Raw genomic sequence first — 12,147 nt, 5'->3', positions numbered from 1 at the left:
TTGTCTCAAAGGACGCGGGTTTAATCTTGAAAATACGCGCTTGACAGACCCTAGACGAGTGAAAAAATTGATTGCGGTGTTAGCTATAAGCTTCTGTTGGTGTTACTTAACGGGTGAATGGCAACATAATCAAAAAAAAGCGATAAAAATAAAGAAGCATGGACGACTCTCAATGAGTTTATTTCGCTATGGTTTAGACTATGTTCAAATGGCGATTCAGCGTTTAATTGGTTTTGGGAAAAAAGAAGAGTTTAAGGAAATTTTGGCAATTTTAAGAAAGCAGAATCCTGATAGGATAAGGGTTCTGTGAAATTTGTCGTGTACAGAGGACTTATTTATCAAAAAAGTCGTGGTTTATGCGTTTTTCCACCATCCCCATACGCATTTAAAGCACAAAGGGTGGTGGAAAAATCAACAAATGAATAAACTCATCGAAGATTTATGACGGATTGTCTTCAGTCGGACTTTCTTCAACACGTTGCTCGTTTTCAGCAGTCCCATTTTTAGCAGTGCTGTCTTGAGCTTCAGACTTCTTTGCCTTTTTATCTTTATTCTTTTTTGACTTCTTCTTTTTTTTCTTTTTCTTTGGCTCTTCTTCCTCAAGCTCAGCACCGTCTTCAATCGCTTGCCAGTACTCAAGTTGCTCCATGACAGCAGCGTAGATTGAGCCTTTGCTATAACGACCTTTTTTATCAAGAGTGCCTACTGGACGCGCCATCAAAATTTCTAATGCTTGGTCAATGGTATCTATGGCGTGAATATGGAATTGACCTTGTTGCACAGCTTCAATCACATCTTTGCGTAACATTAAGTGCTGCATATTTTGGCGTGGAATAATCACACCTTGCTTGCCTGTTAACCCTTGTAATTTACATGCATCATAGAAGCCTTCAATCTTGGCATTTACACCCCCAATCGGTTGAACTTGACCCAATTGGTTCATGGAGCCAGTGATTGCCCAAGATTGATCGATCGGTAATTGGCTAATAGCGGAAATAAGAGCTGAAAGCTCTGCAACAGTTGCGCTGTCGCCATCCACTTGACCATAGCTTTGCTCAAAGGCGAGGGCAGCAGAGAAATGTAAAATTTGTTCACGACCAAAGTGTGCCTTTAAGAAACTCGACATCAATAGGACGCCTTTGGCATGCAGAGAACCACCGAGTTCTACGCTACGTTCGATATCTAAAATATCGCCACCGCCTTGATAAACCGAAGCTGTTAAACGTGACGGTAAACCAAATTCAACATCTGCATATTGAATCACAGAGAGGGCGTTGATCTGCCCGAATCGATGACCTTTGGTTTCAATTAATTGTGTGCCGCGACTGAGATCTTGCCAATACAATTCACGTAAGTAGCCTAGACGGTATTTACGATGATCAAGAGCGGTGTTGATATGTGTTTCTGTCACCATTTTATCGCCAGCGAGGGCTGCATGATGATGTGCTTCACGAATCAAATCACCTAAGGTGAGGGCATGTAATGACAAAGAGCTTTGATCTTCAGCTTGACGACTTGAATCAGTTAACAGTGCAGCAAGTGCTGTACGGTCAAACGGCAGAAGTTTGTCTGTTTGCACATAATCAGCAATTAGCTGCATATATGCCTGCTCATTAATGTCATTACGTTGTAATGTATCGGTAAAATCGGCACGAATTTTAAAGACACTGCCCAGTTCTGGTTCGAGTTCTAAAATATCGTAATAAATATCAGGTTCAGCAAGCAGGATCACTTTGATATTTAAATCAATAGCTTCAGGCTCAATCGAAATACTGCCTGTCAATGTAAGCATATGTTCAAGTGAAGATAGCTTTAAATGTCCTGACTTTAATGCACGTTTTAGACCTTGCCATGCATAAGGCTGCTCTAAAAGTTGTTCAGCTTCCAAGATGAGGAATCCACCATTGGCCTTATGCAATGCACCAGGACGGATTAACGTAAAGTCTGTGGTGATGGTGCCATTTTGGGTCAGTTGTTCGACATGACCTAGCAAATTGTAATGGGTTGGGAAATCTTCAAAAATAACTGGCGCACCAGCATTTGGTTTGTGTGTGGCGATAATGTTAGCTTGGTAGCGAGATGGCACGCGGTTAAATAGGCCAGGTGTAAAGTCATCTTCTTCTTGCTCAAGCACAAACTCAACATTTTGAATGATGTCATCTGCATATTGCTTCAGATAATCTTCCAAGCCTTCAACCATGCTGAATTTATTTTGAATTACATCAATACGCGGCATGACGACTTGTTTAGCAATTTCACGGTTTAAAACCTGAACTTTATCGCGTGCGTCATCTTCAAGATCACCAAGATGTAGACCAAGGCGTTCAAGTTTTTTATCCATATAACGGACGTTTGACGCAATTTCAGCTCGTTGTTTACTGCTTAGTGCATTGATGTCTTCTTTGGACATTTCTTGGTATTTGTTATCGACCAAATGCACGGGAACGAAACAATGATCATCATCCTGAGAAATCAGTTTAAGATCGAGCTCTTCACCTTCTCGGGTTAATTCAACTAAAGCAAGATGTTGTTCATCACCAGCATGTTGGCGAATCATTTCAATGCGATTGTGATAGGTTTCTGCGGTGAAGCGACGTTCAAGCTGTTTTAATATAGTTTGCCAACTTTGATGTAATAACGTTTGGAATTTTGTCGCTTGACCAGAAGGAAGTTTCAGCGCAATCGGTTCACGCGGAAACTTGAAATTATTGACATACACCCAGTCTGAAGGCGTTGGCATATTTTTAGCGTGTTGTTGTAATAAGCGCTTAATCATGGTGCGCTTACCTAAGCCTGCGGTACCTACAGCAAAAATGTTATAGCCTGAATAGGGCAATGCAATGCCAGCTTCAACCGAAGCACGGGCACGATCTTGTCCTAAAAAGTCATTGAGTGGTTTGATCCGCTTGGTAGACGTCGGTATTTTTTTAAGCTCAGGCGTATGCGTCAGCTGAAGCGGCTGCAACTGGGTTTTAGTTAAAGTATTCTGTATTTCGGGTTGATCAAAAGCACTCTTTAGTGTCGTTACTGTTTCTGCTAAGTTTTTTGTGTTGGTTTCATTAATGGTGGTTGATAAAGAAGAGTGAATTTGTTCAAGTCGCTGGGTCACTGTTGAATCCAAAAAACTAAAGAATAGAGATATGTAATTAAGGTATACAGGTTTAATGCCAAAGATCAAGCAACAGCATGCGAAATATCGATAAAATAAAACAATGATTTCATAAATGTTGTTGAAACCGTTGTCATTAAGCGCTTGAATAGCAACATTCGATTTTGACAAAAATAACTGAGTCATGACAACACAAGCTTCAGGATGGAAATCTGCTTTTACTGCATTTTTAGACCGACGTGCGCTGATTATGCTTTTTCTTGGCTTTTCGGCCGGTATCCCAATTTTACTGATCTTTTCCAGTTTATCGCTTTGGTTAGGTGAAGCAGGAATTGATAAAAGTGCAGTGACTTTTTTTAGTTGGGCAGCGCTTGGCTACTCATTTAAGTTTGTTTGGGCGCCATTAATTGATGAGTTGCCTGTGCCATTTTTAACTAAACAACTCGGACGGCGCCGTGCATGGTTGTTGATCGCTCAGGTTCTCATTATCTGTGCAATTTGTATCATGGCATTTTCAGATCCTGCTTTAGGACAAAGCTATATTTACCAAATGGCCGCTGGCGCTGTATTGCTAGGTTTTTCTGCCGCAACGCAAGACATTGTGATTGATGCTTATCGTATTGAGTTGGCAGAAACTGAAATGCAGACCGTTTTAGCTTCGACTTATAATGCAGGTTATCGTATCGGCATGATCGTGGCAGGTGCAGGGGCGTTATTTTTGGCGGCATATTTAGGCACGGCCAAAGGTAACTATATTTATGAAGCTTGGAAATATACTTACCTTGCAATGGCTGCTGTAATGGTTATCGGTATTATCACAACTTTATCGATACGTGAGCCGCAGGTTGACCGTGTACAAAAGCATTATAAACGGACCGACTATTATCGTTTAGTCGCTGTATTTTTTGCTGCGGTGGTTGCTTTTGTTTTGAGTTATATCTATTCAGGTGTTGCGGTTGAAAGCTTGAAAGAGCAGTGGCAAATTTCAGACTCATTTGCATTGTTTTGTTTAGAGGCTGTACGCTTTATTGGTTCAGCTATGGTTGCTTTTGGTGTCGGTTCTGTTTTAGTGAAATCAGGTGCTGTAAATAAGCAGATGGCATTTGAAACTTGGGTTAATCCAGTTGCAGATTTTTTTAAGCGTTATGGTCTAAAACTGGCTTTAGTGCTGTTGTTACTTATTGGTTTTTACCGTATTTCCGATATTATCGCCGGCGTCATTTCTAATGTGTTTTATCAAGATTTAAACTTCACCAAAGAGCAGATTGCTGAAGCTGTAAAAGTCTATGGTGTGATTTTTAGCTTGGTTGGCGGCTTCCTTGGCGGTTTGCTAGCGCAGCGCATGAACATTATGAAATTGATGTTTGTTGGTGCGATTTTAGCAAGTTCAACAAACTTGATTTTTATCGGTCTGGTCAAATCAGGTCAGCCATTGAGCGATGTCACTGTAAATGTAGCAGGGCAGCAATATACAGCGACGCCGGATGACACGGGAGCTTGGGCAGTTCAAATTCCAAAAGCAGTCTTGGCGGCTGATCAAAATATTCAGGTCAGTGCGGATTATCAGTCTAAGAATCAACATCCAATACAGGTGAGTTTGCCGTATCTGAATAATGCTTTTGCAAACTCAGCAATGATGTTGTTGCCAGTGACTTCAGATAACACGATTTCAGCTCAAGAGACTGCAAATAGTATCGTGGTCCGTGGACAATACTTGGCAGGCGAGTTAAAAGAAAATCAAAAAATTCAAATTATTTTGGATGCTAAACCATTCGACGCGAAGCTTGATAAAACCGGTGTTTTTAGTGCTGCAATTCCAGGGCAAGCGCTCGAAACAGCAAAGCAAAAAACATTAACGGCTCAACTGCTAGAAAATGATGTAGTGAAAAAGAGTGTCGATTTAGCATATCAAGTGAATACAGCGGCCAATATGGCGGGTGTGCTTGGTGTTGATATTCAACCGATTAATTTGGCTAGTGCTGAACAAAATGTGGACATCAAAGGTAAGGTCATTAAGTCTTATAGTTCGCTGTGGCTATATTTCGCGATTATTGTTGATAATTTGGCGTCAGGTCTTGCTGGTGCGGCATTTATTGCATTTTTATCGAGCTTGACCAGTGTTTCTTTCACAGCCGTTCAATATGCCATCTTTAGTTCATTAATGACTTTAACTCCTAAAATTTTAGGCGGTTATTCAGGTACGATTGTGACCAATATCGGTTATCCAAACTTTTTCTTGATGACGACTTTAATTGGTATTCCGATTTTGATTTTAGTGGTTTGGGTCGCCAAGCTATTGAAAGAACATGAACAAAAATCCAATTCATAATTCAATTTAAATTAAAAAAGCCCATTCAATCTGAACGGGCTTTTTTAATCTAAGCTTATAAATAGCCTAAGCATATCTGCGGTTTTGGACAAGGATATTTGAAATAAGCAGGTATATGCGTTCTAGACTTAAATTGAACTTTGCATGTTAAATCCCTATAGTATTCAGACATAATGATAGATTTAGGAAACTCGATTATGCGCATGCTGCATACCATGTTACGTGTAGGCAATTTAGAGCGTTCATTGGCGTTCTATACTGAAGTACTCGGTATGACTTTGCTTCGTAAGCGTGATTATGAAGAAGGTCGTTTTACTTTGGCATTTGTGGGCTATGGTGATGAAGAAAATCATACTGTACTTGAGTTAACGCATAACTGGGATACGGAGAGTTATGAATTGGGTAACGCTTATGGCCATATTGCTATTGCAGTAGATGATGCCTACAAGGCTTGTGAAGAAATTAAAGCACGTGGCGGAAACGTGGTACGTGAAGCAGGACCAATGAAAGGTGGTGTGACCGTCATTGCCTTTGTTGAAGATCCCGATGGCTATAAAATTGAGTTGATCCAACAAGACTCAAATGCACGAAATAATTAATCTGCAATTATTCATTTAAAGTCATCTGTAATTCTGAATATTCTTATTTATAAATTTTTTTGCGTTGAGCTCACTATCAACGTTTAAAATAATGAATATATCGGAGAAAAGCTGGCTTTATTTATATGGCCCAGTAAGATGAAATTTACTCAATGGTAAATTTAGCTTATTGGGCATTTTTGTGCCGATGAGCTTTAAAGGGAAATTTGTACAGGATGTTGTTATGCTAAAAATGTTGGCTTTGGATCGTTTTACCATTCTACTTTTTGTAATGGTCATACTTGCGACTTTTTTGCCTGTTAGTGGTCAAGCTGCAGAAATCTTTGGCTATATTACCACGGCTGCAATTGCCATTTTATTTTTCCTCCATGGTGCAAAGTTATCTCGTGAGGCTGTGGTTGAAGGCATTATGCACTGGAAGTTACATGCTTTAGTTTTTGCTTTTACCTTTGCATTATTTCCATTACTGGGTTTAATGGCGAAACCAATCCTCGTGCCGATGTTAGGGCAAGAGTTGTATTGGGGCTTTTTGTTTATGTGCTTTTTACCTTCGACAGTACAGTCTTCTATTGCATTTACTTCGGTAGCACAGGGTAATGTTGCTGGCGCAGTCTGTAGTGCATCATTTTCAAATATTATTGGGATGTTTATTACCCCAGTGATGGTGGCCTATTTTATTCTTGGTCAGTCACAACATAACTATGATCCGACGGCATCTATTATCCAAATTACCCTGTTATTACTGATTCCCTTCATTTTAGGGCAGCTCCTCCGTCCTTGGGTGTTTCCTTATATGAAGAAAATGCCAAAAATCGTGAAGGTATTTGATCAGGGCTCAATTTTGATGGTGGTCTATGGTGCATTCAGTAGTGCAGTGGTGGCAGGGCTATGGCATCAAGTGAGTGGTATGACCTTATTCCTATTGATTGTGGCGTGCTCTGCCTTGTTAACGATCATTATGTTATTGGCGCTATATGTACCACGTTGGTTGGGCTTTAGCCGAGCTGATCAAAAGACGATTTTCTTTTGTGGTTCTAAAAAAACCTTGGCGAGCGGCGTGCCCATGGCACAAATTTTATTTATTGGGCAGCCGATGGGGATGATAGTTTTACCGATTATGATCTTTCACCAAATTCAGTTGATGGTCTGTGGTGTGATTGCCAACCTTTGGGCAAAACAAAGCCGTGGGCAAGAATAGGGCGAGATGAGTACGTCCTTTTAAAATACCTTATATAGATGAAAAAAAATCATGAAAATTAAAAGAGGCTTCTTCATTTTATTCTTGGATTTGAACACAGTCGTTCATGCTCAAGAGGATTTATCTTTAAATAGTAACCGTGATGTCATTGAAAAAATGCCGCTCATCAGCCTACAGTCAATGCTAGATTTTTGTCGTGATCGACAACCACAGATCAATACGGAATTAGATCAGGCTTATCAAGCTGCAAAAACTTAAATTAATTGCTGCAGTTCAGGCTATCCGTTTTAATGGTGTAGAGCCATTAAAGGCAAAAGATGTTGATCTGTCAGTCGATGCACAATTTAAACAGCAGCTTCAAAGTATTTTAGAGGGTATGAGCAGATCATTACAGTCAGTAAATGCTACGACGTTTTGTCCTGCATTTATTGAAAGATTAAACCATTTTGATCAAGCCCAATTTCAGCGTACAGTCGAATTACAATATCAGAAATATTTAGAGCAAGCTCAACCCAAAGAGTAGAGCGATTCAGCCTTGAATATCTATTTATTAACATTAAAAAATCAGCTATAATTTGCCCCAACTTGTTGTGCTTAGCTCTGACGGTATCCGTCTCGGTGGGCCAAAAGAATGGTCTGTTATGGTGTTGGTCTGCTTTTTTAAGCCTTCCTTGTAGCGATACAAGAGTGATCAATTGCGATGACAGCTAAACCTTCTTAAATCTTAGGAGTAATCGACGATGCGCGCCGATATTCACCCAAAATATGAAACTTTAGTTGCTACATGTTCATGCGGTAACGTAATTGAAACTCGTTCAGCTCTCGGTAAAGAAACTATTTATCTAGACGTATGTTCTGCTTGCCACCCATTCTACACTGGTAAACAGAAAAGCGTTGACACTGGCGGTCGTATCGACAAATTCAAACAACGTTTTGCTGGTATGTCACGTTCTATCAAACGTTAATATCCAAAACGAAAAACGGGCTTTATGCCCGTTTTTTTGTGCCGATAAAAAGATAAACCTTAAATCGGTAATGTTCAGAACTTTATTGGTCCTGAACATCGATGAGATGGTCGAGTTTCTTCTGGAAATAATCACCTTGAATAAAACGAGCTTCGACATTCCAAGCATTGGCAAACAGGGTCATGTCATTTAATTCACGTAGCATGATTTCAACAGTTTTGATTTCATGATAAGTGGTAATTTTTTCTTGGAGCTCTTGGCATGACTTATCGTTTGCAAGCATTTTGGTCAAACTTGAATCTAATGTTAAGCAGTGAACATCCATTTGACGTAATAATGATTCACTAAACATCGAATGACCAAAATTGCGTAAAGCCAGTTCAGCACCATTTTTACGAAGTTCAACAAATGCTTTTTGAGCGGCATCGATATTGAGCTGAATGTCTTCTTCTGCAAATTGTAAAATTAACGGATTTTTCAATTTACTACGAATAATCGTAATCAGTTTCGAAATAAACTCAGGGAAGGTGCGGTCGCTATATAGCACTTCTTTGTTCAGGTTAACGATTAATTTAGCTTCAGGGAACTGAGTGATGAAGTTGTGTAGCTGTTTACACGATTCAACCAAGATCCAACGATCCAACTTAATGGATAGCTCTGAGTCTTCAGCTAACTCACGCAGTTGGGCGATATCTTTCCATTTATTTTCAAAAATAAAGCCGCTGGTTACTTCATAAGTATAAAGATGAGAATCTTCTTTATCATACAGTTGTTGATATTTAAGATGAATTTCACCGCGTTCTAAGCAGTTGCGAAGGGCCTTGATAACAGGAGCTTCATCACTAACGACAATCGGTGCAATTTGCGCTTCTGGTGTACCAAAATCCAAACTTGGAATATCAATTTCTAATGGAATCGTTAAATCGATTTCAGGCGCTTGTTGGTTGGTAGGTAGCGCAGTATTAAAGGCTTTTGCAACAAAGGTTTCAAAATGTGCTTCATCACGAATATCGCTGTCTAAAACACTGTATCCCATGCGTAAATTTAATGGATAAGTTTCATTATTTACACTGAGTAATTGAGGTTTGCTCAGGGTGTTAAGACCAATCAATTTAGACTCAAGTTTGAGCTGATTATCCGCTTGGAATAAGGCAACCATTGCACCATTGTCTAAACTAAATAATGGAGCATGTGTTTGATCTTTCAAGAAGTCTTTAATATTGGTGAAATAGCTCTTATAAGTATTCCAATCTTTTTGAAAAATCGCATCTGAGCAAGAAGCCAACGTAAATAGCACTAATGCATTTACATTGGCAGGTTGCTGACCGATGATACGGTTGAGTTGTTGAAATGCTTTTGGTTTTTGTGGGCTGGCTTCAACTGGCGCGTTGCTAACAGCATTACTGTTTTGACTACCAATTTCAATTGCGAGCTGTAACGCGTCTTCTTCAGCTGCGGCAATAAATTCGAGTTTTAGTGGGTTTTGCCCAGCCACAGCGATATTTTGCGAATCAAGATCAAAACGTCCTAAGTCGAGCTGTCCTTGGCTGATTTTTTTAAAGCGTTGTTTAAAGTCATTGAGGTCAGAAGGTTGTAATAGATCGAGCAGGGGCAGACCGATTACATCGTCTTCATTTTTTAGACCAAATAAAGTGAGATATTCAGCATTGGCTTGAATATGAATACCTTCTTGAATCACTGCAACCGCTTTACGACTATCTTCAACTAAAGACTGGGTTTGAATCTGAGCCGTTTCAAGCTCTTCCATTAAATGTTGTTGAGATTGTTGTAGGCGACTAAAGGATAAAGCACGGATTAAACCAAAATAGAAACTCTCAGGTTCAGCAATATCGACAATGTCATAAATCCCTTTTTTGACTAAACTTGCATATTGTTCTGCTTGATAGTCTTCGGGTTTAAGTAAAATAATCGGTAAATTCGGTTGGCTCGATAGTTGAACTAAACTTAAAGCTTGTTCATATTTTAAATCATAAGCACGTCCAAAAATGATCAAGTCCCAATTGAGATTCAGCTGTTTTTCGAAATTTTGTAAATCATCAAGTAATATGGCATGAACTTGATGTTCGCTGTCTGTCAATAATTCACGTATCTGGTTAAAACGTATTTGATTATCATCAATAATGAGTAATCGAGTTTCCGTACGTTTTAGTTTTTTGGATAGTAATGGATTTCTCACTTTAATGCTTCCCATAAGTCGTTATTTTTGATCTCATTGCTCTGTTTCGCAATATAGTCTTTAACGACATTTTCTTGCTCTTCATTCAATAATTCATATTCAAAGCGAATAAAGCTTTGTGTCACCAACTGCGCTTTGGTGAGATAGACTTTGATGTCTTCTTTGCCTAAGCGAAGGTGGATCGTTTGTTTCTCTCGGAAGAGATTTGCCCCAGGTAAAATTAAGGTCGTAGACACTTGATCAAGTTGTGTGGTCTGTACCAATAAAGCAGGTTGATGATTTGTTGTATTGCGGTCGGTACGAATATGGGCTGAACATGGATACAAATCTTGAGCCAGTACTTCGAGACCCAATTCCAAACTTTTTTCAGTCGATTGTTTGATCCAACGAACAACACCGCCACGCCATTGGCTTTGAGCATTTTCTTGGATCAAAATAAATTCGCCGGTTTTTAAATTAGCAGGGGTAGGGCCAGTCCATTTAATGCGATAACCATTCACACTAATATCTAAAACGTCAGCAGTATGAATCTGTTTTGCTTCACGATCTAGCGCTTTCGCATTAGTCATGCCTGTTGGCATATTTGAATCATGCGAATTGACAAAAGAGGCTTCATTGTGGAATTGATAATTGCCTTCTAAATCTAAAGTTTCGTGGAAGTTTTTACCTTTAGAGAGATAGAAATGCGCCACCATTAAGCTAAAGCAAATATTAATTTGCGCAGAATATTCATAACGCTCATGACGACGTTCAGTGTTGTTGGTCAAAATATTATGAATATGGAAATATAGCGCTGGGGTTAAGAATAACTTTTCATTTTTAGATAGATAATTGGCATTCTTAGTTTGCGTTTCAGTCAAATGATCGAGCAAGTTTTGCGTTGAAATGTACACATTGGCTTGATAAGACCGATCTTGTTTCGAGTTATAAATCGGTGGGTGATCTTTTTTCGTGTCCACAATATAGCGTGAAAGTGTGGTTTCTTTCGGTAAGATTTGAACCAATTTTGCCCAGTCAAAGCTACATAAATACAAACCTTGAATTTCAGCAGGGCGAATCTGATGATTATTGAAAATATCTAACAAGATCAATTGTGCATAAGCTTGGGCAATATTTGCAATTTGATGCTGGGTACCAAGTAATTGATTGACATTACTTTGATAGAAATTGTGTTCAATGGCACATTCAATCAGTTGATGTGCCGCAATCCATTGACCTGCAGTCGGTGTGGCATACAACATATGTTGTTGATACAACAACAGTGTCAGTTGTTGCAACGCATAGTAGATTGATGCAATTCGAGCGGTTTGTAAGCTTTTTTTATGGCCGAATGAAAAAATCGAAAACTTTTGTTGATTAAGCTGCTGATTACATCGTTTGGCAATATCAATATAGATTTTGGCAAAGTGACTGCGTAAAAGCATCGCCAATTCAATGATTTGGTCATTACGATCCGTGGTAATGAGGCTTTGATTGGTAAAGTGTTTTTCTAAGCTTGTGAGCACACTTTCCATAGTCGGATGTAAAATTTGAACCAAATCAAAACGTAACATCTCTTGGCATTTCAGCTCGGAGATTTCAAGTAAGGCATTGAATAAAGCTTTAGATGAGGTACCCAATTGTAAAATTGAAATACCGTTTAACCACTCTTGCAGACCTTTAGCATTGGTCGGACAAAAGCTTAATTTATCCAGCTTTAATTCAGTCGGATTGTAAAACGTATCTGAAGTATGCGTGGTCATCTTTATTA

General features: G+C 39.2%; 9 protein-coding genes and 1 pseudogene. 7 read left to right on the top strand and 3 right to left on the bottom strand.

Features of this window, described 5'->3' with window-relative positions:
* Positions 1-310, top strand: a pseudogene (locus tag FTV11_RS11295) (IS4 family transposase); the annotation flags it as partial.
* 129 nt (positions 311-439) lie between these two features.
* On the opposite strand, the gene FTV11_RS11290 reads toward FTV11_RS11295, so the two are convergent.
* Positions 440-3,088, bottom strand: a complete 2,649-nt coding sequence (locus tag FTV11_RS11290; RefSeq protein ID WP_373685421.1) for a Lon protease family protein — start codon at positions 3,086-3,088, stop codon at positions 440-442.
* A 205-nt stretch (positions 3,089-3,293) separates the two neighbouring features.
* Between FTV11_RS11290 and FTV11_RS11285 the strand changes: the two genes are divergently transcribed.
* The 6 genes from FTV11_RS11285 to rpmE all read left to right on the top strand — a co-directional run bounded on the left by FTV11_RS11285 (position 3,294) and on the right by rpmE (position 8,200).
* Positions 3,294-5,438: an MFS transporter gene (locus FTV11_RS11285; RefSeq protein WP_180074010.1), complete on the top strand. Its 2,145-nt coding sequence runs from the start codon at positions 3,294-3,296 to the stop codon at positions 5,436-5,438.
* Between the two features lie 197 nt (positions 5,439-5,635).
* Entirely contained in the window at positions 5,636-6,037 is a 402-nt protein-coding gene (gene gloA, locus FTV11_RS11280) for a lactoylglutathione lyase (RefSeq protein WP_078191833.1), read from the top strand.
* Positions 6,038-6,260: 223 nt separating this feature from the next.
* Positions 6,261-7,235 (top strand): bile acid:sodium symporter family protein, encoded by a 975-nt coding sequence (locus tag FTV11_RS11275; protein ID WP_180026456.1) that lies wholly within the window; start codon positions 6,261-6,263, stop codon positions 7,233-7,235.
* A 51-nt stretch (positions 7,236-7,286) separates the two neighbouring features.
* Positions 7,287-7,493, top strand: a complete 207-nt coding sequence (locus tag FTV11_RS11270; RefSeq protein WP_180026455.1) for a hypothetical protein — start codon at positions 7,287-7,289, stop codon at positions 7,491-7,493.
* A gap of 118 nt (positions 7,494-7,611) precedes the next feature.
* Complete coding sequence (locus tag FTV11_RS11265) at positions 7,612-7,758, top strand: hypothetical protein (RefSeq protein WP_180026454.1); 147 nt, start codon at positions 7,612-7,614, stop codon at positions 7,756-7,758.
* 217 nt (positions 7,759-7,975) lie between these two features.
* Complete coding sequence (gene rpmE / locus FTV11_RS11260; RefSeq protein WP_078190165.1) at positions 7,976-8,200, top strand: 50S ribosomal protein L31; 225 nt, start codon at positions 7,976-7,978, stop codon at positions 8,198-8,200.
* A gap of 82 nt (positions 8,201-8,282) precedes the next feature.
* Here rpmE and FTV11_RS11255 read toward each other — a convergent pair whose 3' ends face one another.
* Together FTV11_RS11255 and FTV11_RS11250 are read right to left on the bottom strand one after the other, a co-directional pair.
* Positions 8,283-10,412: an EAL domain-containing protein gene (locus FTV11_RS11255; protein ID WP_180063515.1), complete on the bottom strand. Its 2,130-nt coding sequence runs from the start codon at positions 10,410-10,412 to the stop codon at positions 8,283-8,285.
* Entirely contained in the window at positions 10,394-12,139 is a 1,746-nt protein-coding gene (locus FTV11_RS11250; RefSeq protein ID WP_180026452.1) for a GTPase, read from the bottom strand. Before FTV11_RS11250 ends, FTV11_RS11255 begins: the two co-directional genes overlap by 19 nt.
* Positions 12,140-12,147 lie beyond the last annotated feature (8 nt).

The sequence above is a fragment of the Acinetobacter sp. YH12231 genome (genome assembly GCF_013417755.1).
GTDB lineage: Bacteria > Pseudomonadota > Gammaproteobacteria > Pseudomonadales > Moraxellaceae > Acinetobacter > Acinetobacter amyesii.
The sequence above is the reverse complement of the archived record's forward strand: the minus strand, read 5'-3'. Positions and strand labels throughout refer to the sequence as shown.

Coding starts and splice junctions, on each gene's coding strand:
- FTV11_RS11285 (WP_180074010.1), top strand. CDS start 3,294: ATGACAACACAAGCTTCAGGATGGAAATCTGCTTTTACTGCATTTTTA.
- gloA (WP_078191833.1), top strand. CDS start 5,636: ATGCGCATGCTGCATACCATGTTACGTGTAGGCAATTTAGAGCGTTCA.
- FTV11_RS11275 (WP_180026456.1), top strand. CDS start 6,261: ATGCTAAAAATGTTGGCTTTGGATCGTTTTACCATTCTACTTTTTGTA.
- FTV11_RS11270 (WP_180026455.1), top strand. CDS start 7,287: ATGAAAATTAAAAGAGGCTTCTTCATTTTATTCTTGGATTTGAACACA.
- FTV11_RS11265 (WP_180026454.1), top strand. CDS start 7,612: ATGAGCAGATCATTACAGTCAGTAAATGCTACGACGTTTTGTCCTGCA.
- rpmE (WP_078190165.1), top strand. CDS start 7,976: ATGCGCGCCGATATTCACCCAAAATATGAAACTTTAGTTGCTACATGT.
- FTV11_RS11255 (WP_180063515.1), bottom strand. CDS start 10,412: ATGGGAAGCATTAAAGTGAGAAATCCATTACTATCCAAAAAACTAAAA.
- FTV11_RS11250 (WP_180026452.1), bottom strand. CDS start 12,139: ATGACCACGCATACTTCAGATACGTTTTACAATCCGACTGAATTAAAG.